At 44.9% G+C, this 24,874-nt stretch carries 20 protein-coding genes and 2 tRNA genes; 4 read left to right on the forward strand and 18 right to left on the reverse strand.

Annotation, left to right across the window (positions count from 1 at the left end):
* Nucleotides 1-2 precede the first annotated feature (2 nt).
* Nucleotides 3-1,214, reverse strand: a complete 1,212-nt coding sequence (gene odhB, locus ICN19_RS00135) for a 2-oxoglutarate dehydrogenase complex dihydrolipoyllysine-residue succinyltransferase (RefSeq protein WP_216244677.1) — start codon at nt 1,212-1,214, stop codon at nt 3-5.
* A gap of 44 nt (nt 1,215-1,258) precedes the next feature.
* Entirely contained in the window at nt 1,259-4,114 is a 2,856-nt protein-coding gene (locus tag ICN19_RS00140; RefSeq protein WP_216244679.1) for a 2-oxoglutarate dehydrogenase E1 component, read from the reverse strand.
* A gap of 299 nt (nt 4,115-4,413) precedes the next feature.
* Here ICN19_RS00140 and ICN19_RS00145 point away from each other — a divergent pair, with 299 nt between their 5' ends.
* Nucleotides 4,414-5,112, forward strand: coding sequence for an excisionase family DNA-binding protein (locus ICN19_RS00145; RefSeq protein ID WP_216244681.1), 699 nt, complete (start codon nt 4,414-4,416; stop codon nt 5,110-5,112).
* Nucleotides 5,113-5,196: 84 nt separating this feature from the next.
* Here ICN19_RS00145 and ICN19_RS00150 read toward each other — a convergent pair whose 3' ends face one another.
* From ICN19_RS00150 to ICN19_RS00210, 13 genes are all read right to left on the reverse strand, one after another.
* Nucleotides 5,197-5,481, reverse strand: a complete 285-nt coding sequence (locus ICN19_RS00150) for an H-NS family nucleoid-associated regulatory protein (protein ID WP_216244683.1) — start codon at nt 5,479-5,481, stop codon at nt 5,197-5,199.
* A 183-nt stretch (nt 5,482-5,664) separates the two neighbouring features.
* Nucleotides 5,665-6,078: a PaaI family thioesterase gene (locus tag ICN19_RS00155; RefSeq protein WP_216244685.1), complete on the reverse strand. Its 414-nt coding sequence runs from the start codon at nt 6,076-6,078 to the stop codon at nt 5,665-5,667.
* A gap of 34 nt (nt 6,079-6,112) precedes the next feature.
* A tRNA-Pro gene (locus ICN19_RS00160) sits at nt 6,113-6,189 on the reverse strand.
* Nucleotides 6,190-6,214: 25 nt separating this feature from the next.
* Nucleotides 6,215-6,565 carry a MerR family transcriptional regulator gene (locus ICN19_RS00165; protein WP_068321516.1) on the reverse strand — a complete coding sequence of 117 codons (351 nt, stop codon included), beginning with the start codon at nt 6,563-6,565 and terminating at the stop codon, nt 6,215-6,217.
* Nucleotides 6,543-6,866 carry an integration host factor subunit alpha gene (locus ICN19_RS00170; RefSeq protein WP_216244687.1) on the reverse strand — a complete coding sequence of 108 codons (324 nt, stop codon included), beginning with the start codon at nt 6,864-6,866 and terminating at the stop codon, nt 6,543-6,545. Before ICN19_RS00170 ends, ICN19_RS00165 begins: the two co-directional genes overlap by 23 nt.
* A 49-nt stretch (nt 6,867-6,915) precedes the next feature.
* The gene (gene pheT, locus ICN19_RS00175; protein ID WP_216244688.1) at nt 6,916-9,372 is read right to left on the reverse strand and encodes a phenylalanine--tRNA ligase subunit beta; all 2,457 of its coding nucleotides are present in this window, start codon (nt 9,370-9,372) and stop codon (nt 6,916-6,918) included.
* Nucleotides 9,373-9,405: 33 nt separating this feature from the next.
* Nucleotides 9,406-10,452 (reverse strand): phenylalanine--tRNA ligase subunit alpha, encoded by a 1,047-nt coding sequence (gene pheS, locus ICN19_RS00180; RefSeq protein ID WP_216244690.1) that lies wholly within the window; start codon nt 10,450-10,452, stop codon nt 9,406-9,408.
* Nucleotides 10,453-10,477: 25 nt separating this feature from the next.
* Nucleotides 10,478-10,843: a 50S ribosomal protein L20 gene (rplT, locus tag ICN19_RS00185; protein ID WP_011902675.1), complete on the reverse strand. Its 366-nt coding sequence runs from the start codon at nt 10,841-10,843 to the stop codon at nt 10,478-10,480.
* A gap of 25 nt (nt 10,844-10,868) precedes the next feature.
* The gene (gene rpmI, locus ICN19_RS00190) at nt 10,869-11,066 is read right to left on the reverse strand and encodes a 50S ribosomal protein L35 (RefSeq protein ID WP_011902674.1); all 198 of its coding nucleotides are present in this window, start codon (nt 11,064-11,066) and stop codon (nt 10,869-10,871) included.
* 127 nt (nt 11,067-11,193) lie between these two features.
* Nucleotides 11,194-11,718 carry a translation initiation factor IF-3 gene (gene infC / locus ICN19_RS00195; RefSeq protein ID WP_205627502.1) on the reverse strand — a complete coding sequence of 175 codons (525 nt, stop codon included), beginning with the start codon at nt 11,716-11,718 and terminating at the stop codon, nt 11,194-11,196.
* Between the two features lie 43 nt (nt 11,719-11,761).
* Nucleotides 11,762-13,684, reverse strand: coding sequence for a threonine--tRNA ligase (thrS, locus tag ICN19_RS00200; RefSeq protein ID WP_216244695.1), 1,923 nt, complete (start codon nt 13,682-13,684; stop codon nt 11,762-11,764).
* Between the two features lie 124 nt (nt 13,685-13,808).
* Nucleotides 13,809-13,885, reverse strand: a tRNA-Val gene (locus tag ICN19_RS00205).
* A 304-nt stretch (nt 13,886-14,189) separates the two neighbouring features.
* On the reverse strand, nt 14,190-14,366 hold the full coding sequence (locus ICN19_RS00210) for a hypothetical protein (RefSeq protein WP_216244696.1): 177 nt from the start codon (nt 14,364-14,366) through the stop codon (nt 14,190-14,192).
* Between the two features lie 139 nt (nt 14,367-14,505).
* On the opposite strand from ICN19_RS00210, the gene ICN19_RS00215 reads away from it, so the two are divergent.
* From ICN19_RS00215 to ICN19_RS00225, 3 genes are read left to right on the forward strand one after another with little or no spacing between them, the layout of a single operon-like run.
* Nucleotides 14,506-14,730, forward strand: coding sequence for a hypothetical protein (locus tag ICN19_RS00215; RefSeq protein ID WP_216244698.1), 225 nt, complete (start codon nt 14,506-14,508; stop codon nt 14,728-14,730).
* Complete coding sequence (locus ICN19_RS00220; RefSeq protein ID WP_216244701.1) at nt 14,723-15,973, forward strand: tyrosine-type recombinase/integrase; 1,251 nt, start codon at nt 14,723-14,725, stop codon at nt 15,971-15,973. The genes ICN19_RS00215 and ICN19_RS00220 overlap by 8 nt, the downstream gene beginning before the upstream one ends.
* Before the next feature lie 3 nt (nt 15,974-15,976).
* Nucleotides 15,977-16,534, forward strand: a complete 558-nt coding sequence (locus tag ICN19_RS00225) for a GIY-YIG nuclease family protein (protein WP_216244703.1) — start codon at nt 15,977-15,979, stop codon at nt 16,532-16,534.
* 3 nt (nt 16,535-16,537) lie between these two features.
* Here ICN19_RS00225 and ICN19_RS00230 read toward each other — a convergent pair whose 3' ends face one another.
* From ICN19_RS00230 to ICN19_RS00240, 3 genes are read right to left on the reverse strand one after another with little or no spacing between them, the layout of a single operon-like run.
* Complete coding sequence (locus ICN19_RS00230; protein WP_216244705.1) at nt 16,538-17,668, reverse strand: leucine-rich repeat domain-containing protein; 1,131 nt, start codon at nt 17,666-17,668, stop codon at nt 16,538-16,540.
* A gap of 9 nt (nt 17,669-17,677) precedes the next feature.
* Nucleotides 17,678-21,148 carry a tetratricopeptide repeat protein gene (locus tag ICN19_RS00235; protein WP_216244707.1) on the reverse strand — a complete coding sequence of 1,157 codons (3,471 nt, stop codon included), beginning with the start codon at nt 21,146-21,148 and terminating at the stop codon, nt 17,678-17,680.
* Between the two features lie 29 nt (nt 21,149-21,177).
* Nucleotides 21,178-24,855 (reverse strand): tetratricopeptide repeat protein, encoded by a 3,678-nt coding sequence (locus ICN19_RS00240; protein WP_216244709.1) that lies wholly within the window; start codon nt 24,853-24,855, stop codon nt 21,178-21,180.
* Between the last annotated feature and the right edge of the window lie 19 nt (nt 24,856-24,874).

The raw sequence follows: 24,874 nt of genomic DNA on the forward strand, positions 1-24,874 counted from the left end.
TCTTACAAATCAAGAAGAAGACGTGAAGGATCTTCCAACGCATCCTTCATAGCAACTAAACCAAGCACAGCCTCACGGCCGTCAATGATGCGGTGATCGTATGACAAAGCAAGGTAGTTAATTGGGCGAACAACTACTTGACCGTTTTCAACAACAGCACGGTCTTTAGTAGCGTGGATACCCAAAATAGCGGATTGTGGTGGGTTGATGATCGGAGTAGAAAGCATAGAGCCGAATACGCCACCGTTAGAGATGGAGAATGTGCCGCCAGTCAACTCTTCAATAGACAACTTGCCTTCACGAGCTTTAGTGCCGAACTCAGCAATCTTCTTCTCGATGTCAGCCAAATTCATTTGGTCAACGTCACGCAGAATTGGAACTACCAAGCCACGTGGTGAGCTTACAGCGATACCGATATCAAAGTAACCGTGGTAAACGATATCATTACCGTCAACAGAAGCATTAAGTAATGGGAATTTCTTCAAAGCGTGTGTTGCCGCCTTCACGAAGAAAGACATGAAACCTAACTTCACGCCATGAGTCTTCTCAAACTGGTCTTTGTATTTGTTACGTAAAGCAATCACTGGACCCATGTTGACTTCATTGAATGTAGTCAAGATGGCATTGTTTGCTTGAGACTCAAGCAAGCGCTCAGCAATACGTGCACGCAAACGGCTCATTGGAACGCGCTCTTCTGGACGATCGCCCATTGGAATTGGTGCACTCGGTAATGCTGCAGACTTAGCGCCACCTGCAGAAGCATTCAATGCATCACCTTTAGTGATACGACCATCACGTCCAGAACCGGCAACTTGACCAGCATCGACACCCTTCTCCGCGAGAATTTTTGCAGCTGAAGGAGCTGCGGCTGCGCCAGCTTTAGCGGCAGGAGCGGCTGCTTTGGCTGGTGCTGCGGCTGCAGGGGCAGCGGCTGGTGCAGGTGCGGCAGCAGCAGGAGCTGCGGCTGCAACAGCAGTGCTGTCAATCTTCGCAATCAACTGCTCAGCAACAACAGTGCCACCGTCAGCAACAACGATTTCTGTTAGCACGCCAGCAGATGGAGCTGGAACTTCGAGAACCACTTTATCTGTTTCGATTTCGATCAAGATTTCGTCTTGACCAACAGCGTCGCCAACCTTCTTTTTCCATTGCAACAAAGTTGCTTCAGCAACTGACTCTGAGAGTTGGGGAACTTTAACTTCGAAAATAGCCATGATTAATCCTGTTTATATATGTGTATGTTGAGTTATGAAGACGATTATTTCGTGATCACGTAACCTTTGAGTTTGGCAAATGCCGCATTCAGTAAAGACTTCTGCTGTTCTTGGTGGAGATGGGCGTAACCACAAGCTGGTGATGCTGATGCAGGACGACCCGCATAGCCCAACTTCATGCCATCAGACATATTTTCCAAGATGTTGTGCTGGACAAAGAACCAAGCACCTTGGTTTTGCGGCTCATCTTGACACCACACCACATCTTCCAATTTTGGATACTTCTTCATTTCAGTAGTCACTGCTTTGTGCGGGAATGGGTACAACTGCTCCAAGCGAATAATGGCAACATCACCAATCTTCTTCTCGGCGCGTTGCTTCACCAAGTCGTAATAGACCTTGCCAGAACACATTACCAAACGGGTAACCTGCTTAGCATCGATAGACTCATCACGCTCACCAATAACAGTTTGGAAGCCACCTTTAGTAAATTCAGACAAAGGTGATGCAGCTTCTTTATTACGCAGTAATGATTTTGGTGTCATCAAGATCAGCGGCTTGCGGAACTGACGAATCATTTGACGACGCAATACGTGGAAGATTTGCGCTGCGGTAGTCGGCTGAATAACCTGCATATTGGTATCAGCGCATAACTGCATAAAGCGCTCAAGACGTGCAGAGGAATGCTCTGGGCCTTGACCTTCATAACCGTGCGGCAACATCATGACCAAGCCGTTAGCACGACCCCACTTCACTTCGCCAGAGGCGATGAACTGGTCAATAACAACCTGTGCGCCGTTAGCAAAGTCACCGAATTGAGCTTCCCAGATAGTGAGTGTGTTTGGTTCAGCTGCAGCGTAACCGTACTCGAATCCAAGCACTGCCTCTTCAGACAGAATGGAGTCAATCACCACAAACGGCGCCTGATCCTTAGTGACATGCTGAAGTGCGATGTAAGTGCCGGTATCCCACTTCTCACGGTTTTGCTCATGCAATACCGCGTGACGGTGAGTAAAGGTGCCGCGTCCACTGTCCTCGCCAGACAAACGCACTGGGTAACCACTTGCAACTAAGGATGCGAAAGCCATGTGCTCACCCATACCCCAGTCAATATTTGCCTCGCCACGTCCCATTGCTGCGCGGTCGTTATAAACCTTAGCAACCAATGGGTGCGCTTTGAAGCCCTCTGGAATAGTAGAAATCTTTTCAGCCAAGCGCTTCCACTCAGTTAATGGAATCGCTGTATCAGCTTCATCAGTCCACTTCTTATTCAAGAATGGAGACCAATCCACAGCAAACTTACCTTTGAAATTGCTCAATACCGGATCGGATGTCTGCTTACCCTCATCCATTGCAGCGCGATACTCTTTAACCATCAGGTCACCAGTACCAGCCGGCAATACACCTTGAGTCTCTAACTTGTCAGCGTAGAGCTTGCGTGTGCCAGGGTGCGCAGCAATGATTTTGTACATCAATGGCTGAGTCATTGCAGGCGTATCTTGTTCATTGTGACCAAGCTTACGGAAGCAGATGATGTCAATCGCCACATCTTTATGGAACTTCATGCGGAACTCAACAGCCAACTTGGTTGCCAAGACTACCGCTTCAGGATCATCGCCGTTCACGTGCAATACAGGGGCATCAACAATCTTCATGATGTCCGTGCAATACAAGCTAGAACGCAAGTCACGTGGATCAGATGTTGTGAAGCCAATTTGGTTGTTAATCACGATGTGCACTGTGCCACCGGTTGAGTAACCACGTACCTCAGACATCGCCAATGTTTCTTGCATTACACCCTGACCTGCAATCGCAGCGTCACCGTGAACCAAGATTGGCATCACTTGATCACCCAACATGTCACCGCGACGCTCCATGCGTGCACGTGCAGAACCTTCAACTACTGGATTAACGATTTCTAAATGGGATGGATTAAATGCCAATGACAAATGAACCGGGCCACCAGGAGTCGAAATATCACTTGAGAAGCCTTGGTGATACTTCACATCACCTGCTGGCAATGTTTCAGGGCCTTTGTGCTCAAACTCAGCAAACAAGTCTTTAGGCATTTTGCCCAAGGTGTTTACCAATACATTGAGACGACCACGGTGGGCCATGCCAATCACGATCTCTTGAACGCCTTTATTACCTGCATCACGAATCAACTCGTCCATACAAGCAATAAAGCTCTCGCCACCCTCTAAGGAGAAGCGCTTTTGACCAACATACTTAGCTTGGAGGTAACGCTCTAAGCCTTCGGCAGCAGTTACGCGGTCCAAAATCTGACGCTTTTCGTCCACATTAAATTGTGGGGTTGAGCGAATAGACTCTAGCTTCTCTTGCCACCACTTCTTAATCTTTTGATCGGCGATAAACATGAACTCGACACCAATAGTGCCGCAATATGTTTCGCGCAATGCTTGCAGCAAGTCGCGCAAGGACATTTCATTCTTGCCGAAGAATGTATTACTCGTATTGAAGACGATATCCATATCGCCATCAGTAAAGCCATAGAAAGCAGGATCTAACTCAGGAATATCCTGGCGCTCTGTCCGCTTTAATGGATCCAAGTTTGCCCAGCGATTACCAACGTTACGATACGCGGCAATTAACTGCTGAACAGCAACGCGCTTGCGGCCCATTTCCGAGTCAGCCGAATCAGAAATCGTTCTGATAGGACCTTGCTTTGCGCGCTCAGCAAATGAAGCAACAATCGGTCCGTGTGCAATGTCAGTTCGAGATGAACCGTCGACCGCTGGAACCTGTTTCACGTTATCGAAATAATCTCGCCAGTGATCAGCTACAGAAGCTGGATCGTGCAAGTAGGATTCGTAGAGTTCCTCTACGTAGGGGGCGTTTCCGCCGAAGAGATAGGAATTATCTCTTTGATCCTGCATCATGATGCTCACCTTTCATCGGGTTTCCCGATTAAAAACTGTGGTTAAAACCATCCGCTCTACGGCTAAACCGCTTTACGAATTGATCTGTGCAAATACCGGTACTACAACAGTAATTTAACACGAATGACCATTGACAGATAAAGGGCTTTCCCTGATTTTGGGGGTTTTGGGGGTATCCCCCTATTTAGGCAAATTAATAAGAACTTTCCTACCCCTCTTTAAAGGATTGCCGACAGATTCAAATGATTTTGATTTTTATTCTCTAAATCTTCAAACAATTAAATGAAATTAAGGGAAATATGAAATCAATTACCCCAGAAACGGAATATCTCAGCACCCGCCAAAGCGCCAAGGTTTTACAAGTTTCCTTGGGCACCGTTCAGAAAATGGTGGAATTGGGTGAATTAATTGCCTGGAAGACTCGGGGAGGTCATCGCCGGATACTGGCCAGCTCCTTGGATCAGCAGTTGCAGCGCAGAAAGAGAGCCATGCGCCAAAAGACAACTCAAAACTGTATTGCCATGGGGATATTTAGAAGATCTGAAAATGGACAAGAATTAATAGAGGCTATTGCCGATTGGCAACTCAAAGTAGATATGGAAATGGCGGTAGATAGCCTAGAAGGCCTAATGAAGGCCGTATCAATAGCCCCTGATTTGATCTTTTTAGATGCCCTTATTCCGCCGGTAGAACAAGTCCATTTAATCCATTATTTAAGTAAAAACAAGGACACACAGCGTATACCTATCCTAGTAGATGAAGGTTTTATAAAGTTACATCCGGGCGTAGTAGCTCTTGCAGATGAGAATTCAGGTGGTAAGCCCCCATTGAGTGAAAGCATCAAAAAGGAGCTTGAAAACGGTCTAATCGATCTTAATCCACTCATTATTGGCTATCCAGCCACCAATCCAGAATCCGAGGGAAGTTGGACCCATGGAAGCAGGCATGAATTATTGGAACCTCTATTTGTTGAGGCACTTGCCAGAAAGTGCGCCTAGCATTTAGCTAGATGGGGACACCGAATCAAACAAAAAGGCCGCAATTTGCGGCCTTTTGTATTAAATCCCATCTAAAACAAGGAGTTAGATTAAATAACTACTGCGATCTCTACCCTCAATCCACTTAGGCGCCTTGCCGCGACCAGTCCAAGTTTCCCCTGTAGAAGGATTGCGATATTTAGGGGCAACCTTGCCGCCAGCACTCTTAACGCCCGATTTACGGCTAAATAAGTCAGCAGCAGTTAGGTTGTATTGCTCAATAATTAACTTCGCCTTGGCAATGCCATCTGCCTTTTCTAGGGCAATTGCTTCTTTAATCTGTTTATCCAACTGCTCACGTTGGGCTAAAAGCTCTTTATAAGAAGGCATATTGTTTTCACTCTCCGAATAATAAGTTGTTATATGCAGCGTATATAAACTGCATTAGAGAGTAATTATATATAAATTAATCCCCCAGACAATATATATTATTAGGATTATTAGCCTATATTTATTAGTGCTATATCAATTAAATTAAATAAAAGACATAATCATTATAAATACTATGCTTAATTAAGGTGCACTCGATTTTCTGAGCATAAAGGTTCCACTGGATTTAGCGGTTATCTCCCCTGCCTCGTTCAAAACGATCGCCTCACAATAGTTAATAGTTTTGCCTGGCTTCAAAATAGTGCCCTCAACGGCAATTTTGCCGATGCTAGGACGCAAAAAGCTGACAGTCATATCAATCGTCATTGCACCAAGAGGAACATCGGTAGTGCTTCTAGCTGCTGCTCCCATCGCAAAATCGAGCAAGGTCATAATGACGCCGCCGTGGGCTATGCCAAAACTATTTTCATATTCAGGCCTAATTTCCAGGCTGATCCGAGACTTGCCATCTTTTGCATATTCAGGAACTACGCCTAAGTGCGCTAAAAAAGGGATCTTGAGACCAAAATACTCAGTGGTTTTATCAATGCTTGTCATGTGATGAATTTTGAAATGATGGGATGAAGTTGAATGGTCGGGGCGAGAGGATTTGAACCTCCGACCACATGCACCCCATGCATGTACGCTACCAGGCTGCGCTACGCCCCGACGAAAGACAAAATTGTATCAGTAACTATTTAGAGAGAATCTGCAGAACTGCTTGCAATTCTTCGCGCAGACGAAGGTCGCCGCGAGCTTCTTCTAAGCGATTGCGTGCACCGCTAATCGTAAAACCCTCTTCATATAGAAGTGAGCGGATTTTTCTAATTAGGACAACTTCGTGATGCTGATAGTAGCGACGGTTACCACGTCGCTTTTGCGGACTTAACTGAGAAAACTCTTGCTCCCAGTAACGCAGAACATGCGAACGAACGCCGCACAGATCAGCCACTTCACCAATGGTGAAATAGCGCTTGGCAGGTATTGGGGGAAGTTGAGAGCTCAGCAGCGCTGAGCCAGCATCAAACTCGGTTTTCTCGAGCATGTGACTCCACTACATCTTTAAGCTTTTGACTAGCGTGAAAAGTAACTACGCGTCTAGCAGCAATCGGAATCATTTGACCTGTCTTTGGATTTCGGCCAGGACGAGCCGATTTATTGCGTAACTGAAAATTACCAAAACCTGAAATCTTTACCTCGACACCAGTTTCAAGTGATTGGCCAATTTGATCAAAGAAAGCATCAATCATGTCCTTCGCTTCACGCTTGTTCAATCCAACCTGATCAAATAGAGCTTCTGAAAGCTCATTTTTAGTAACGGTATCGTTAGAAATCAATTCGGTCATTGCTAGTCTCTTTGGTAACTAATTATTTGATTTATATCTAATACTAAACCTAGCGCAAACGGGCTGCGCACTTTTTCTCAACGGCACCCAATAAAGCAGCCATTACTGCATCAATTTGGGGATCCTGCAGTGTTTCATTAGGGTTTAACAGGGTGACACGGAAAGCCAAACTCTTCTCGTCGTCAGCCATGCTGCTCGAACCCGCCTTTGGCTTGAACTCATCAAAGAGCTCAATATTGCGAACAAAATTCTGTTTGCACGCAGCCATGACATCCAGCAATGATTGAGCAGAAACACCTTGTTTCACTACCAACGCTAAATCTCGTTGGACAGCAGGGAATTTACTTAATTCTTCAGGTACAGGTAATCCAAGTTCGCGAATCGGCTCTAAATCCAATTCAAACAAAACTGGCGCCTGGGGAAGTTCGTAGGCTTGTTGCAAGCCTGGGTGTAATTCACCAATCCAACCAATGGCAACATTGTTTTTGCCTGACTTCAAAATCACTTGAGCTGAACGACCTGGATGTAATGCAGGCTGTTGTGCAGCTTCAGTAATGAAATGTAGTGGATCTAAGACGCGCTCAAGATCACCTTTGACATCAAAGAAATCAACTGCACGCGTTGCATTAGCCCACTGCTCAGGTATGAATGAACCATAAGCTAAGCCGCCGATTTTTTGCGGTTGATGAAAACCGGCTACTTTGCCAGCTTCTTCTTGCACATTAGAGTCACGCTTAAATACGCGACCAGTCTCAAACAGGCGAACACGCCCTGCTCCGCGGTTCAAATTAGCTTTAAGATTGCCAAGCAAGCCACCCCACAGATTGCTACGCATCACACCATATTGATTAGCGATCGGATTAAGTACTTTAATGAGGTCTTGCTCTTTAGCTCCCGCTAAACGCTGCTCACTTTCAAGATCAGTAAAACCAAAGTTCACTGCCTCTTGGTAGCCTTGCAAAGCAAAGCGCTGGCGCAGCAAATGAATGCCACGTTTCGCTTCTGCTTTAGCGCTCATCTTCAATGAGGCTACTGGTGGTTGATCTGGAATGTTTTCAAAGCCGTACATGCGTGCAACTTCTTCAATTAAATCTTCTTCGATTTCGATATCAAAGCGATAGCTTGGAGGTGTAACAACAAAAGCATCACCCTCCTGCTTGAATTCAAAACCGAGACGCTTAAATACATCAGCCACTACTTCACTTGTTAGCGGAATACCGATGACTTTTTCCGCTCTGGCCAAACGCATTTTGACTGGCTTGCGCTCAGGCACATTTAATACCTGATCATCTATAGGGCCGGCTTGACCTCCACAAACCTCAATGATTAGAGCGCTGAGATACTCTAAGCAATTAACCGTGTTTTGCGGATCTACGCCACGCTCAAATCGATGCGCTGCATCAGTGCTGAAATTAAAGCGACGTGCACGGCCCTGAATAGCTGAAGGTAACCAATAAGCAGCTTCAACATAGATATTCTTAGTGTCATCCGTTACAGCGCAGTGATTTCCACCCATGATGCCTGCAAGTGCTACTGGACCATTCTGATCAGCAACAACACCTGCTTCTTGCATCTTGCCTGCAGAGTCCGGGCCTTGCAAGGTCACCGTTTGACCGTTGAGAAGCTCCAGTGTTTCACCTGCTTTGGCCCAGCGAACATTGATATTGCCGTTCAATTTATCAATATCAAATACGTGGGTGGGTTGCCCCATTTCCAACATCACATAGTTAGAAAGATCCACCAATGCCGAAATACTTCTTTGACCTGCGCGCGTTAAACGCTGCACGATCCATTCAGGCGTTTTGGCTTGTGGGTTTACGCCACGGATTACTCGACCAGCAAAGCGTCCGCAAAGTTCTTTGTTCTCTACTGTGACTTTACGCTTGTCTTCGATTGTTACTGCAGGCGGAGTCCATTTTGGCGCACAGAGTGCAGCACCAGTGATTGCTGAGACTTCTCTTGCCATACCCATTAATGAGAGGCAATCAGCTTTATTTGGAGTTAGCTTAATGACGTAGATTTGATCATCGAGATTAAGATATTCACGAATATCTTTTCCGACTGGCGCATCAGCAGGCAATTCTAAGATGCCTTCATGATCATCGCCCAATCCGATTTCGCGACCAGAGCACAACATACCTTGGCTTTCTACGCCACGTAGTTTGCCTACTTTGATAAGAAAAGGCTTGCCGCCCGCTTCTGCTGGAGGCAATTCAGCACCAACCATGGCGCAAGGAATCTTAATACCAGCGCGCGCATTAGGTGCACCGCAAACGATTTGCAACTCTTGGCCGGTGCCTGCATCCACTTTGCAAACACGCAAACGGTCTGCATCGGGATGTTGCTCAGCAGACAAAATTTGTGCAATCACAATCTTAGTAAATGCTGGCGCTACTGAATGTTGCTCTTCAACCTCTAAACCCGCCATAGTCATTGCATGACCAAGCGCATCACTATCAAGCGATGGGTTTACATACTGACGGAGCCAAGATTCAGAAAATTGCATAGCGCGATCTAAGATTTAATAATGCTGATTTGGTTATGCGGGGAACTGCGCTAAGAAACGCAGATCGTTTTCGAAGAAGAGACGTAAATCATCTACGCCGTAACGCAACATCGTCAAGCGCTCTAGGCCAGATCCAAAAGCAAAGCCGGTATAGCGCTCTGGGTCGATACCCATATTGCGCAATACGTTTGGATGCACTTGCCCTGCTCCGGAGATTTCTAACCAACGGCCGGCAAGCTTGCCGCTACCAAAAGCCATATCAATCTCAGCCGATGGCTCTGTGAATGGGAAATACGATGGACGGAAACGAACTTGTAACTCATTCGTTTCAAAGAAGGTTCTTAAGAAATCGGTGTAGACACCCTTAAGGTCTGCAAATGAAACACTCTCAGCAATCCATAAGCCTTCAACCTGATGGAACATCGGTGAATGCGTTGCATCGCTATCAACACGATAGGTTCTGCCAGGTGCAATTACTTTGATTGGCGGCATCACATCTGCGTTGGCATATTTCTTAACATGCTCACTCGCATAGCGAACCTGAATTGGGCTGGTATGCGTGCGTAATAACAAAGGCTTCTCATTGGAATCTTTGCCATCGATATAAAAAGTGTCCTGCATGGAACGAGCAGGATGATTCTCCGGACTATTTAAGGCGGTGAAATTAAACCAATCGGTTTCAATTTCAGGGCCATCCGCTACATCAAAACCAATCGAACGGAAAATCTCTTCAACACGCTCCCAGGTGCGCATCACAGGATGCAAGCTACCTACTGCTTGGCCACGGCCAGGCAAGGAAACGTCAATAGACTCCGCTGCAAGACGTTGCATCAATACCGCATCAGCCAAAGCTTGGCGACGCTCTTGTAATGCTACTTCAACTTGAGTTTTGATTTGATTAATTTGGGCGCCAGCACTCTTGCGCTCCTCAGGCGACATTCCACCAAGCGCTTTTAAACGCTCAGTGAGAACACCTGACTTACCGAGATACTTGGCTTTCGCGTCCTCTAGAGCTGCCGCATCGGCAGCCCCGAGGAAATCACGTTTAGCATCCTCGACAATGTGGTCGAGAGAAACCATTGCAGCTTAGTTTAGAAAACTAAGATTAAGCTGCAGCGTTTACTACGGATTTGATCCGAGTAACCAAAGCAGCGAAAGCCGCTTTGTCAGCAATGGCCATATCAGAAAGTACTTTGCGGTCGAGTTCGATCGCAGCTTTCTTCATACCATTCATGAATACGCTATAGGTCATGTCATGCTGACGAACTGCCGCGTTGATACGAGCAATCCACAAAGCGCGGAATACACGTTTCTTGTTGCGACGGTCACGATATGCATATTGACCAGCACGCATAACCGCTTGCTTAGCAATACGGAATACGTTCTTACGACGGCCACGGTAACCTGTAGCAGCATCGGTGATTTTCTTATGACGGGCTCTTGCTGTAACCCCACGTTTGACTCTTGGCATTTAATTCTCCTAATCTAGTCTGAGGTTAAGCGTATGGAAGCATAGAGCGAATTGACTTAACGTCAGCTTTCGCAACTTCTGTGGAACCACGGAGGTGACGCTTATTCTTTGTGGTTTTCTTGGTGAGGATGTGGCGTTTGAAAGCCTGACCTCGTTTAATCGTTCCGCCTGCGCGAACCGTGAAGCGCTTTTTAGCGCTACTCTTGCTCTTCATCTTGGGCATAAAGCACCCCTTCAATTACTTGTGCAACATAGGTGGTAACCGACGGTTACTCTTCCTGTACCCAGAAGCACTTCAAACTACCGGCACCTTGCGATGCCTCCCTACATAAGAACCAGGTAGAACCTGATTACTTAGCCTTGCGAATGGGGGCCAATACCATCACCATCTGGCGGCCTTCCATCTTTGGAAACTGTTCGACTTGGCCGTACTCAACGAGGTCCAACTTCAAACGCTCCAACATTCTGACTCCGATTTCCTGGTGGGCCATTTCACGACCCCGAAACCGCAGCGTAATCTTTGTCTTATCGCCATCTTCTAAAAAGCGGATTAGATTGCGTAGCTTCACACCGTAGTCACCATCATCAGTACCAGGGCGGAATTTAACTTCCTTCACCTGAATTACCTTTTGCTTCAGCTTTGCTTCATGCATCCGCTTGGCTTCTTGGTATTTGAATTTGCCGAAGTCCATGATGCGGACTACAGGTGGTACAGCCGTCGGAGCAATTTCAACCAAATCGGTTTCTTTCTCTTCTGCTGCAGCCAAGGCTTCACTCAACTTAACTACACCGATGGGTTCACCATCGATTCCAATCAAACGCACTTCAGGAGCAGTAATTTCCCGGTTAATGCGTTGCAATTTTTCAGTAGCGATCTTCTTAATTCCTTTAAAAAAACAATAAAAAACCGTTCTAACCCTAGCTAGGCTCGGGTCCGACTTTCTGGGATATATCCTGCTGGAGTCGGGCAACGAAGGCATCAATAGGCATTACACCTAAATCTACTCCGCCACGGGCACGAACGGCCACCGTATTACTTTCAGATTCTTTATCCCCTACAACGAGCAAAAATGGGATCTTCTGTAATGCGTGCTCGCGTATTTTATACGTAATTTTCTCGTTCCGCAAATCGGATTCGACTCTAAACCCTTGTTTTTTCAGCAATTGCTGCACTTGTTGTGCATATGCAGCAGAATTTCCCGAGATATTGAGTACTACGGCCTGGGTCGGAGCAAGCCAAACCGGCATGTTTCCAGCGTGATTTTCGATCAAAATGCCGATAAAACGCTCTAAAGAACCCACAATTGCCCGATGGAGCATGACCGGAGTCTTGCGGCTATTGTCTTCAGCAACGTATTCAGCACCTAAACGGGCCGGCATGGAGAAGTCCACCTGGATCGTGCCGCACTGCCATGTGCGCCCAATGGAGTCCTTGAGGTGATATTCGATCTTTGGACCGTAAAAAGCACCCTCGCCCGGCAATTCTTCCCATTCCTGGCCAGAGGCCTTCAAGGCGCCGCGCAGAGCATCTTCAGCTTTATCCCAAATGGCGTCATCGCCAACGCGTTTAGCTGGACGTAAGGCGAGCTTTACAGCGACCTCGGTAAAGCCAAAATCTTGATACACAGCACGAACAGCTTTATCAAATGCAGCCACCTCTGATTGAATTTGATCTTCAGTACAGAAAATATGACCATCGTCTTGTGTGAAACCACGTACGCGCATCAAACCATGCAAGGCGCCCGATGGTTCATTGCGGTGGCACTGACCGAATTCACCAAAGCGCAATGGCAATTCACGATAGCTATGCAAACCAGAGTTATAAATTTGTACGTGACCAGGACAGTTCATCGGCTTTAATGCATAAGCACGATTCTCCGACTCAGTCGTGAACATATTCTCTTTGTAGTTTTCCCAGTGGCCTGATTTTTCCCAAAGACCACGATCCAAAATTTGTGGCGCTTTAACTTCTTGGTAGCCTTCTTGCTGATACACGCGACGCATGTATTGCTCAACTTCTTGCCAAATAGACCAACCTTTTGGATGCCAGAAAATTAAGCCTGGAGCTTCTTCTTGGAAATGAAATAAATCAAGTTGCTTACCAAGACGGCGATGATCACGCTTCTCAGACTCTTCAAGCATATGCAAGTAAGTATCTTGATCTTCTTTACGTAACCAGGCAGTACCGTAGATACGCTGCAACATCTCATTCTTACTATCGCCACGCCAGTAAGCACCAGCAAGCTTCATCAGCTTAAATACCTTGAGCTTTCCGGTAGATGGTACGTGCGGTCCGCGGCACAAGTCGGTGAACTTGCCTTCTGCATAAAGGGAAACATCTTCGCCTTGCGGAATGCTGGCAATCAATTCTGCCTTATAGTTTTCACCCTGCTTTTTAAAAAACTCAACAGCTTCATCGCGTGGCATTACGGTACGCGTTACTGGCTCATCTTTTTTAGCGAGCTCAGTCATTTTCTTTTCTAAAGCAACCAAGTCATCAGGTGTAAATGGACGGTGATAAGAGAAGTCATAGTAAAAACCATTCTCGATCACTGGGCCAATCGTGACTTGCGCTTCAGGAAATAATTCTTTTACGGCATATGCTAATAAGTGAGCGGTGGAATGACGAACAATCTCCAATGCTTCAGGGCTTTTATCGGTAATGATAGCCAGCTGACTATCTTTATCAATAACAAAACTGGTATCCACCATCTTGCCGTCAACAATGCCGCCTAAGGCAGCTTTTGCAAGACCACTACCGATGCTTTGCGCAACATCCGCTACGCGAACAGGCGCCTCAAACTCACGTTTTGATCCATCGGGCAGAGTAACTACAAGCATGATGACCCCATCTTATTTACTGAACTTCATTCCTGACTTCTTTCCCAAAAAGAAAGCGCGGTAGCTTATGGGCATCCGCGCCTCTTTGAAGTCCTTAATGGCACTTCTTTTGGGTCTTATTCGTTGGTAGGCTCGATTGGACTCGAACCAACGACCCCCACCATGTCAAGGTGGTGCTCTAACCAGCTGAGCTACGAGCCTAATCTATTTATTTTACCCTATTGATCTCTGCTGCTTATGTATTACCACCATCACCCTGCAAGCTTTGATTTATATAGCATTGCGAGGGTATTAATGTATGGCACTTTTACAACTCATTGCAGTTATGCGAAGAGTTTTCACGTAACGCGTAGGCACTGCAAAAATATTCAAAAACTTGTCTGGGCCCAAATTGGGCCCATTTTGGGACAGTTTTGGGCCTAAGCTATAAATTTCTCAAGATGGACTACGAACACCACCCCACTTTTTTCTCCTCTACATAGAGTAGGAAAAAAATCGTCAAGACTTATTTATTCTCTGAACTCATTTGCAAAAACTGTTCCAGTGCAATGCGAACAATATCTGAACGACTAGGAATAGAGCCCATCCCCTTTGATAGCTCGATACGCTTTTGGTCAATCGCCGACAAAAATGATTCGTCAACTCTGACTGCCAACTGTTTACTTTCGCCACTTACTTTCATGAAACTACTCCCGCGAACTATTTGTTGTTCATATTGTCTCATTTGTCATACAAATTGACAAATTAAATGTTTTCATATACAATATATTTGTAATACAGTAATAATGTATTTCAAATAACGTTAACTTCGGGAAATAAATATGACTACATACATGAAAGCAGCAGAATTGGCAGCCCATATTCCATATAAGGCTCGCTACATAAATGAATACCTAAAAGATCGCGTCTTCATAGAAGGAACCCACTACGTGCGGTTACCAGGATCAAGACGCGTTATGTACATCTGGGAAACCATCCAAACGGATTACCTCAAACAAACGGTCTTGGAAATTCCAATGGCTAATGGAGGTGTTTGTCATGGGTAGTATTCGCACACGAGCAGAATCAAACGCCCTCTTTTTTGATTTTCGCTATCGTGGCATCCGCTGCAAAGAGCTTACCAAACTCAAGCCCACTAAGGCAAATATCTTTAGATTGGAAGCAATCATGAAGACAATTCAAAAGGAGATAGACGAAGAAACCTTCTCCTACCGTAATTACTTTCCAAACAGCAAGCGTGCGGATTTATTTGAAAGAGCAACTCCAAGCATTACACCCGTTACCAATGAAGAATTGGTTGCTGGTGCCCAAGTTGCCGCTCAGGAGATGCGCAATACCGGTGCAAAACAAGCAATCGTAAACATTGATGGCATGCCTAGCTTCTCCGAATTTTCCGACTTATGGTTTACAGAGCGGCAGCTAGATTGGAAACGCTCCACCCAGAGCAAAGTGAAGGATATCTTGATCAAACATCTTTTACCTCGCTTTCGCGGACGACGAGTACATGAGATTTCCAAAGCAGATATCTTGTCGTATCGCGGGGTTCTCGCCAAAGCGGACGAGGATGGCAAGAGCTTATCTGCTACCCGTATCAATGGGATTTTAAATATCTTGAACCAGATATTGGCTGAGGCAGCCGATCGCCATGATTTTGTAACTGGGTTTCGGGGAATTAAGCCTTTAAGGGTTCCTAAAACTAAGATTGACCCCTTCTCGCTAATGGAGGTTGGTCAAATTCTCGAAGGTGCTCCCGACGAATTTAAGCCTTACTTAACTGTTGCCTTTTTCACTGGCATGCGTACCTCTGAATTACTTGGTCTTACTTGGGAATGCGTTGATCTAGATAGAGCCCAATTAACTATCAGTCAAGCATGGGTTGCTGGTGGACTAGACTCAACGAAAACATCGGGATCAGATCGTACGATTGATTTATCTACGCCTGTCATCAATGCTTTAACTGCACAGAGAAATAGTAGAGAATCCATTAAATCGGATTACGTCTTTTGTGCATCAAATGGTAAGCCCTTTAATCGTCACAACTTTGCAAATCGTATTTGGCATCCACTTCTGACTGAATTAAAGATTAAGCGACGGCGACCCTATCAAACCCGCCACACAGCGGCGACCCTTTGGCTTGCATCAGGTGAAAACCCAGAGTGGATTGCGCGGCAAATGGGCCACACATCGACACGCATGCTCTTTACAACCTATTCAAGATACGTTCCTAACTTAACCCGCAAAGACGGCTCAGCATTTGAGCAACTTTTGAACTCACAACTTCTAGGATAAAAAATGAACACGCCATACTATTTAATGACGCAACAAGATAAATACTATTTACGTCTTGGCGCGCTGGCCGCTCGCAAGATCTCCAAAAATAGATTAATGGACTTTTCTCTTCCAGAGATTAAGGGAGCAGGGATTATTCGCCCTGACCATCGTCAACTTTACTTATTGGGAAGAGACTTACAGCCTATCGCCGCAATTTATTTCTTATTTAATTCTCAGGGCCACATTTACTATATTGGGCAAAGTGTGAATGTCTTTAATCGGATCTGCGGCGAGCATATTAAAACGATGGACGACAAGTGGATCAAGCTCTCTGTGCTGGCCTTACAGCCTGAAGCGACTGAAGAACAGCTAAATTATGCCGAGGCTATGTTTATCTATATCCACCAACATAAGCGTTCACGAAATAAGCATGGAAAAATTATGGCAGATATGAGTTTTATTGAAATGCTTCATCGATTTCGCGCGAATTTTGAAGAGTCACTTTTTCCAATTACCCTTATTAATGTTGAAGAGTACATTGAGTATTGGAAAAAACATGAAGACATATTCCAAATATAAAATCTAAATTTTTATTTGACAACCAGGGAGTAGGCTGCGAAGCTTTCTTATATCACCAGGATCGATACCGGAATCATATAGAGTCAATTTCTTAATATTTTTAAATCCACGTAACTGATCAATGCTTTTAATAGACTTTAAGCCCAAATAAACATTCTCGAGTTTTGGCAAGTCAAATAAGGGCTCTAAATTCTCAACCAAATCACAATTTCGCAAAGACAAAAATTCTAGATTATCCAATTCTCCGATAGGGGTTAAATCCTTTAGACCTGCGAGATACGAAATCGAAAGGCTTGTAAGATTCTGAGCATTTTTAATTGAGCTGATATCGTCAATATTGCTTTGAAAAAGATCAACCTTTTTTAATCCAGTCATTCCGGACAAAAAAGCACCATCACCTATATTAAGACCTGATAAGCCTAATTCCTCGAGGGATGTAAGATTTTCCAAAGCAGAATAGTCGGTCAAATTTGAGCAAGTACTGATCCTAAGTATTCTAAGCATTTTCAGGTCGCGTAGCGCATTGAGATCATTTAAAGAATGACAAAAATCAATCACGACCCACTCTAGATTGTGCAAGCGAGAAATTGAATTGAAATTCGTCAAGGACGGACAAAAACTTATCCACAATGTTTTCAATGCAGGCAATTCTTCAAAAACAGATATATCAGATAACCCCTTAAGTCCCTGCAAAGACAGCATATCTAATTTTTTTAGATGCCTCAAGGGAGACAGATTAATCGGTAGATCACTAAGCGATAGAGTTAATCTGGTTAGATCCTTAAGGTTTTGAAAAAATGATAGGTCAGATATAAACTGGCAGTTCTCAAGATATAAACCTTCTTCGGCTTCCAACTTCCCCGTTGCTAACAATGCGTTTAGAGCAACAACTCCTCTGTATGGCGCCTTAACCTTTTTATAAATTTCTGCTTCCTTAGGAATAATGATCGAATAAGGATTGCCAGCGTCCCCCGGTCTCCAAACCCTAACGCCATCAGAAAATATATGCCACAAGTCGCAATCACCATCAACTTTTAGTAACTCTAAGGCCTGGTTGACGATTCCCCAATCGTTTGACCCAATGAGTTTGCGATACTTAGCTAATGACCTCTTCTGTTCTGGTGAAATTTTCATGACTCAAACTTACCCGACTAAATTTTTGGTAATTTCAAATACCCTTAATACGCTACGATCAAATAAACCTAGATCCAAAACCTCCAACTGGTCACGCAAATAAGATTTTGAAAGTTCTTCAATCGTCGATACAAGATTACCTTCATCTTTTACAACCCTCTCATTTTTTAGTTTATTTTCGAGGCGATTAATTATGGGCTGTAAAGAGGATGTACTCCCCTGCTCATTATTTACACCAAGATCAATTGAGTAGTGTTCAAAGTTTTTAGGTTCTAGTTTCTGGAGTGATAATTTATATTCATTTAGTACCTGTAACATATATTTAGAATCCATCCCCACCCAAAGGCTTAAATTGCTTATACCCTTAAGATATTCCTTAACACTTTTTAGGTAATCTTGAGCTTCATATGAAGCTCTCGCCAAATAAATATAGTTAACACCAGTCTGTGGATGTTTAACCCCAAGCGATTGAATTCGGTTGCTGCAGGCTTTTTCGAAAAGCAAGCGAGCGTCCTCATGCTTTCCTTCGTTCATTAGCATCACACCAAGATTGCATTGAATCTGGGACGTATCGCAGTGCGATTCACCCAGTGTATCCAGGTAGACTCCAAGACCTCTCTCATAAGACTTACTAGCGGTAAGGTAGTCAGAACTTAGATAAGAAAGTACTCCAAGGTTATTTAAGCATCTTGCTACATGCGGATGATCGGCCCCCATGGACTTTTCATAGATGTCAATGGCTCGCTTAAGCAATCCATTCGCACGTTCTAACTCGATACCCGAACAAGATAGCAACCCAGCCTCATTATTTAACACTGTTGCATACAAAGAGTGATCCCTACCAACCGATTGAGAAAGAAATTCTTGGGATTTTGCAAAAGCGCTACTTGCACTTTCGTTATCCCCCATATTTTGCGAAATAATGCCTAAATTATTGAATATGATCGCGTTATCTGGATGGTGAGGACTAAAGTTAGTCTTCTTAGCCATCTCTAATGCCAGCGATAATAATTCTTTGGCAGATTGAAATGCAGGATTTGTGTATGTGAATGGATTTTCTGGTCCGAATATTAACCCTCCATTCATTCTCAATTGAAGAATGGAGTAATTATTTAAGAGTGATGCTGTTTTCATGCTTACGGCTAAACTCGAATCCGCATATGCACGCAGACTCTCGCGATAAGTTTTATCTGATTCCGTAAAGCTTCCCTGAGCATCATAGAGCTCGGCAATCTTATTTAGACTCCCAGCAATGTCTATTGCATTTTTCTCATCGAAAGAATTTCGAATCTCTAATGCCTTCTGAAAATACAAGAGTGCTTCGTCTAACAATACAAGATCTTTAAGATTGAATCCAATTTCATCAAGTGTCAACGCATACATTTCTGTTTTTTCAAGGCCCAATATTTCCTGAATTTTCTTGGAATGAAGAAGGCTATTTTTGGCATCTTGAAATCTTGATACGCGCCATAAAATTAAACCAAGAGCAAATTGACTATGAGCCACTTCAAAACTGTTATCTCCAGAAGTCTTCTCTGAAACTGCTAAATGTCGCCCCCTAATGGAGATGGCAGCTTGGTACTTAGTGTGATCCTCTAAAAACTCAGAAAATCTAATTAAGCCAGCTAAATTCTCCCAACACTCTGTACTTGGTAGTACCGCTGGCAACCAGTCTAAAACTTGCGATTGCCACTGTGATTGATCGCCCTTCTCAAACTCTTGCCATAAGAAGTTGCCTAGTTCTTTGGCGCCAGTGTCGTTCACTTGATAAAGTCCGCTGCGCTTGGGATCTTGCAACCAGTCCGAGATAGATTTATGGAAGAAGACAAGTCCCCCATTTTTCTCTTGCAAGAGGCTACCTAGCGGTTGAGTTACTTTAGTGGTGATATCGCGACTAGTCCAGGATAGTAGGTCTTTCGTTAAATCCACTGGCAAGGGTCCCGGTGCAACTGCCATGAGCCTTAAGAACGGCTCCGCTTCTTGTCCATACTCTTTTGGATCGGGGAAGTAACGCTTAAAGTCTCGCATGAAGACATCATCAATGCCTGTTGGCAAGGTTTCAGGCTTGGCCAAATCTAAGGTTTTATCTTTCTCAATAAGCTTGAGGTACAAGAAGGTGCCGCCACTTTTTTCAATCACTTGATTAATGATGGCGCTGCGTTGAGGCTCTTCTATCGATGGGTCAAGCTGCTCATTTAGGTAGTCTCTTAAGTCCTGTAAATTTTGCTCCGTACCACCCTCGATCGGAGTTGATTCAAACTTACCTAACTGCTGCTCTAAATAAGGCTCTGGTCTTGAAGTCACAATAATGCCTAGCCAAGGCGGCAGCTTATCGGCATGCTTATAAATCAGGTCGGCTAGAGCATTGGTACCATCGTTACGTCCTGCTTCATCTAGCGCATCAATCACGAGCGCCAAGCGAGTTGCTTCGGGGATCTTGCCAGAGGTATTTAAGGGTTCAGTAATCAGATAAGTAAATAAGTCATCTGCCGTCTTCTTGCTAATCTTGTCTTTATCGATTAACTGCTGATAGAGCAGCTTTGTACGGTAATCGGGCAAGCGGGCAGCAAGTTGATATGCCAAGGTTCGGATGCACTCGCTAGCTGACTCTTCGGGTGATTTGCTACCCTGGAACTCGCATTTAAAAAATCCAACGATGGCTGAGTTAGATTGGTGTACTAACTTTGCTGCAAAAGAGCTTTTACCGACACCTGGACTGCCCTTGAGCCAAAAAAGTCGATTAGACGAGGTATTGAGCCATTGCTCGCAAGCCTCAAAAAGCCATTTACGACCATAAAAACCTTCAATGCTCTTAATGATGTCAGCCTCAAAAGTTCTAGGCTCCAAGATCTCCTTGAGGCGCTGCAGATCCCCAGCCACCTTTTGATGCTGAACATCAGAGAGATTCTCACGGATGAGCGCCATGCGCTCACTGAACCAGGCATCCCAAGCTTCGCCTTTAGGTCCTGTCTTTTGTCCCTCTTTGATTGCCTTCCAGTCAACAAACTGATGCCACTGCAAATGACTGATCGTTAAGGGCTGACGAACAGCCTCTTCACTTTCCGTTAACAGGGTTTGGATTTGGCGACCGCTACCTAAAGCAATCGCTATTTCATTTAAGCAAACGCCAGGGTCTCGCACCGATCTTTTGGAGAGGAAGGATAAAAAATGGGTATGACCCAAAATGGCGTTAGTAATTCGCTCTCGCCACTGTGCACCTGCAGTAATACCTTCATGATCAATCCATACATTATGGCCATCTTTTTCTAACTCATCTTTAATCAGCCAGACCAGCTCTTCTGAGATGTCATAGTCATCGGCCCGCTCACTTTTATGTGCATAACTTAAGAATATGGTTTGGGGCTCAATTTGGGCGGCTGAAAGATCAAAGGCTAGCTCGCACTCAGAACAATAAAACTGACCTCGCTTCTTACTAAAAGTCGCTAACTCAGAACATTGGGGGCATAGGGCTGTGGTCATTTATTGGCAATCAATTGCTGTGTTTAACATTATTTACCAGGTATGAAGCCAACTTCTTTAGCAATTCTCTCCAAACTTTCTAGCTCTTCGGATTCATTGGACTTGGCAACATTTATGGCTTGCACTAAGTATTTATTGGCCAGCCGAGCGTTAGATTGAGCTATGCCCAGTTCAACTAAGGCCTTTAATGGCTTAATTATTAGCTCCGAATTAACTCCATGGCATTTTTGGGTAATTTTCAAGGCTTCGTTGAGATATTTTTCAGATTGATCAAGCCTGTTCGTGGTCAGATAAAGCCAGCCAAGTCTCTCACTCAGAATTCCAGTAAGGTCTGCTGACTCACCATAGTGCAAAGAAGATAGACGATAAGCCCTTAAATAAAGCTCCTCAGCGGATTGATATTGTTTATCCCTCTCATCAATGTCAGCTAAACGCGCTAGACAATTAATGATCTGAATACTCTCCAAACCAAAGTTCACTTCAATGATTCTATAAATTTCCTGGTAAATCTTTTTAGCCTGCTCGAATTGCTCCAAACATTCTTCTGTGTCGGCAATAGCAAACATAATAGGGCATAAATGAGGGCTATCGTCTCCTACCGTAATTCGCTTGATCTCCAGAGCGCGTCTATAGTATTGCAGAGCAGTGTCAGCGACATCAGTAAAGTTATTGGAGTAGAAGTTCCCAACGTTAAACATGCAGTCAGCGGTAATATATCCTTCACCTCCGTAGATCCGCTGCGCCATCTCAAGCGACGCTAAGTAATATTTTTCAGCCAGCCCAAGGTCATCCTCTTGATCATAAATTGAGGCCAAAAAGGAGAGGCAAATTGCTGTAATTCGATGCTCCCCCAATACGCTTTCACAAATACGGTGAGCGCGAAGAATTAAATTTTTTCTTTCACCTTGGTCATAGATGAGAGAAGCAATATTAATAAGCAACCTTGCTGTCTCAGCGTTATTCTCACCAAAAACTCGTTCACAGATGTGCAGAGCCCTACGACACAGCTCAACACCCTCCCCCTCAATCCCTAGCTTCGGCAGTAATAGGCCAAGGTTTGAAATGGGCATCAAGATGTCTGATGAATATGGACCCAGTAAATCTTCGTAAATTTGAATTGACTGTCTAAAGCATTGAACTGCTTCATCAAGCTTTCCTACTTTCTCAAGCGAGCTGGCGAGATTATTCAAACTCAATGCATACCATGCACTCTGTACGCCATAAATTTGACGGTAACGCGCCAAATAATTTCTATGTAATGCAATGGCATCGTCAAACTCACTCAAGGCCTCTTTTATATTGGCCAAATTATTGCCGGCCGTAACGGTATCGGGATGAGCATCTCCCAAAAGCTTACTCCGCATTTCAATGGTTGCCTTTGTCAATGCACTTGCCTTAACGTAATCGCTTGCTCCGAAATATAAGGTGCTCAGACAATTCGTTAACTCGGCTACTTGCAGACTGGTTTTGCCAAATATTTTCTCAGCCTGCTTTAAGAGTTTTCCAATCAACTCGCGGGCTTTGTCGTATTGAGATTTTGCGATTAAAAGATCGCCAATTAACATTCCTGCCTTAAAGTATTCAGGATGCTTTACGCCTAGGGTTTCCTGAATTAATTGGAGAGCAAGCTCACCAAATTGAAGGGCCACTCCATGCAAACTTGAATACCTTAAGAAGTCTGCCACTCCATAAATTAACCTTGCATCATCTACGCTACCTTTGACAAGCTTCCATTTGCGTAATAATTTTTTGACCTCACCATCTATATGGCAATCAAGTTGCTTCTGGATGTCTAACCAATAAGCCAAGATTTCACTTCGATCTTTACGCTTTAGCAAATAATCGAACACACCCTTATCCACCAAACACCTCTTCAAGCTCTCCCACTCCTGCGCCTCTCTCCACTGATAGGGCTCTTCTTCTGCTCTTCTAGCATCCGCTGTTTGTTTTTGGAAGTATTTGGCTAGATTGATATGGGCTTGTTTTTGGAGTTGCTTGGTTTTGAGGTAGCGGTCTTTGACAGCAATCCTCATGTAGTCATGCGCAAAGGCAATCTTGCCATTGGACTCTAAAAAGCATTCATCTAGGGCATTGCGGATCGGAGCCCAGGTGGCGGGTTTGAGATTAACGATAGCGAGGATCTCTTTTTCAGTAAGACCTGCTCTAGAAGCCCAGATAGATTGCATGGCCATTTGCACTGCCTGTTTGCCGCTATCGCCCTCAACGCGTTTGAGCACCCGCTCAAATAGATCATCAATGGTTTTACTAGAGAGGTATTGTTTTAGGCGCCTTTGCAACTCTTCATGGACTCCAAACAGGCGCAGCTCTTCAGCTAAGGTTCTTATAAAGAGGGGGTTGTTAGCCAGCGGATGAGCAAGTGCTTGCTTGATGAGATCTGGAGCTAAGGTTTTGTTGTACTTGGCCAAGTAAGTAACTAATAGGTTTTTGCGCTGGGTACTGGTTAAAGGCTTTACTTGAAGGGTGTGCCACTGCTCCTTTTTGGCGGAGCTTGGCCGCTTGCTCGCTTTAGTACTGACCGCATTACTTACCTTAGTGAGCAAGGCTTCTTTGACCTCCCCCGGAAGGGTTGAGACGATGAGCGTGATGTGAGGTGGCAGGAAGTCTGGTAACCAGCGCAGGTCTTTTAAGTCAGTCAGGCTATTTAAAGAGTCCAGTGCGAGCACCCAACTAGTCTTACGTTTGCCGGCATAACTACTCGCAGTGGCCAGCCATGTAGGGATACTGTCATAAAGCTTTTGAGGGTCTCCTGCAATCTCGTCATTACTGCCAGTAATGCGTTTGATGGTCTCAATTAAGCGCCGCACCAATACCGCAGGATCGGCTGAGTCGGTACTGGCGCCCAGGTAATACTCAAAGACCAGGTGTTCGGGGTGTTTGGCTTGGTAGCTTTGTAGCCAGTTCGCCAAAAGCGCACTCTTACCACCGCCAGAGCCGCCTTCAATGAGGATTTTGGTTTGTTTTTTAGTAATTGCTGCAGTCAATGCCTGGAGGTACTTTTCTCCCCCTAAGTACAACCTTCTTCTGGGAGCAGCGTATGCTTCGTGCTTTAGACCTTCCCTGGTATAGGCATCTGGCACGCTCGTAGCGGGGAACTCTTTATCTAAGAGTTTCCAAAGGTCTTTTTCTAGGCGCTTGGCAAAGGCTTCTGGGTTCTGATAGCGCACTACTGGGAAGCGGTGTTTACTAATACGCGCTTTGAGCTTTTGCTGACGCTCGTGATCGGCTGGCGACTCAGGTAAATAATCGCCGCCTTTTTGTTTGGCATAGGAGGACGATCTAAAGTAAAAAAGAGCTCTGCCAGCCATTTTGGGATTATTCAGGACACCATGGAGCATCTCCAGTTCAGTAACGCTTTTGCCACCACGGTGACTATCTAACCAAGGTTGGCGCTCTACTAAATCGGGGGCATACGCATCTTTAGGGGGGACCCAGCCATAGCGATCACCGAGCATACCAACAAAGAAGGGTCTTGCCCTGTCAATCTCCGCTAAGCAGATGGGTAGCACTTCACCACGCTCGGCCTGCGCCGCGGTAATACCCCAGCGAAGATCAACATCGACTAACTCAACAAAGCGATCTTTGAGCTTAGCCCGAAGATTGGGAAAGACTTTGCGAACTAGAAGGTCACGCTCTTCCCCGTAGTCACGAAAGGTAGAGGAGAGGAAGATGCGGACGGAGCGGTTCATGGGGGGGAAGATAAGATAG

It is taken from the genome of Polynucleobacter sp. AP-Capit-er-40B-B4 (genome assembly GCF_018882245.1).
Classification (GTDB): domain Bacteria; phylum Pseudomonadota; class Gammaproteobacteria; order Burkholderiales; family Burkholderiaceae; genus Polynucleobacter.

Bases quoted from the DNA above. Each gene is read 5' to 3' on its own strand.
- rpmI (WP_011902674.1), bottom strand. From the start codon at position 11,066: ATGCCCAAGATGAAGAGCAAGAGTAGCGCTAAAAAGCGCTTCACGGTT.
- rplT (WP_011902675.1), bottom strand. From the start codon at position 10,843: ATGCCAAGAGTCAAACGTGGGGTTACAGCAAGAGCCCGTCATAAGAAA.
- pheS (WP_216244690.1), bottom strand. From the start codon at position 10,452: ATGGTTTCTCTCGACCACATTGTCGAGGATGCTAAACGTGATTTCCTC.
- ICN19_RS00140 (WP_216244679.1), bottom strand. From the start codon at position 4,114: ATGATGCAGGATCAAAGAGATAATTCCTATCTCTTCGGCGGAAACGCC.
- ICN19_RS00210 (WP_216244696.1), bottom strand. From the start codon at position 14,366: ATGAAAGTAAGTGGCGAAAGTAAACAGTTGGCAGTCAGAGTTGACGAA.
- ICN19_RS00165 (WP_068321516.1), bottom strand. From the start codon at position 6,565: ATGCTCGAGAAAACCGAGTTTGATGCTGGCTCAGCGCTGCTGAGCTCT.
- ICN19_RS00170 (WP_216244687.1), bottom strand. From the start codon at position 6,866: ATGACCGAATTGATTTCTAACGATACCGTTACTAAAAATGAGCTTTCA.
- ICN19_RS00220 (WP_216244701.1), top strand. From the start codon at position 14,723: ATGGGTAGTATTCGCACACGAGCAGAATCAAACGCCCTCTTTTTTGAT.
- ICN19_RS00230 (WP_216244705.1), bottom strand. From the start codon at position 17,668: ATGAAAATTTCACCAGAACAGAAGAGGTCATTAGCTAAGTATCGCAAA.
- ICN19_RS00240 (WP_216244709.1), bottom strand. From the start codon at position 24,855: ATGAACCGCTCCGTCCGCATCTTCCTCTCCTCTACCTTTCGTGACTAC.
- odhB (WP_216244677.1), bottom strand. From the start codon at position 1,214: ATGGCTATTTTCGAAGTTAAAGTTCCCCAACTCTCAGAGTCAGTTGCT.
- ICN19_RS00155 (WP_216244685.1), bottom strand. From the start codon at position 6,078: ATGACAAGCATTGATAAAACCACTGAGTATTTTGGTCTCAAGATCCCT.
- ICN19_RS00215 (WP_216244698.1), top strand. From the start codon at position 14,506: ATGACTACATACATGAAAGCAGCAGAATTGGCAGCCCATATTCCATAT.
- ICN19_RS00145 (WP_216244681.1), top strand. From the start codon at position 4,414: ATGAAATCAATTACCCCAGAAACGGAATATCTCAGCACCCGCCAAAGC.
- ICN19_RS00225 (WP_216244703.1), top strand. From the start codon at position 15,977: ATGAACACGCCATACTATTTAATGACGCAACAAGATAAATACTATTTA.
- pheT (WP_216244688.1), bottom strand. From the start codon at position 9,372: ATGCAATTTTCTGAATCTTGGCTCCGTCAGTATGTAAACCCATCGCTT.
- thrS (WP_216244695.1), bottom strand. From the start codon at position 13,684: ATGCTTGTAGTTACTCTGCCCGATGGATCAAAACGTGAGTTTGAGGCG.
- ICN19_RS00150 (WP_216244683.1), bottom strand. From the start codon at position 5,481: ATGCCTTCTTATAAAGAGCTTTTAGCCCAACGTGAGCAGTTGGATAAA.
- ICN19_RS00235 (WP_216244707.1), bottom strand. From the start codon at position 21,148: ATGACCACAGCCCTATGCCCCCAATGTTCTGAGTTAGCGACTTTTAGT.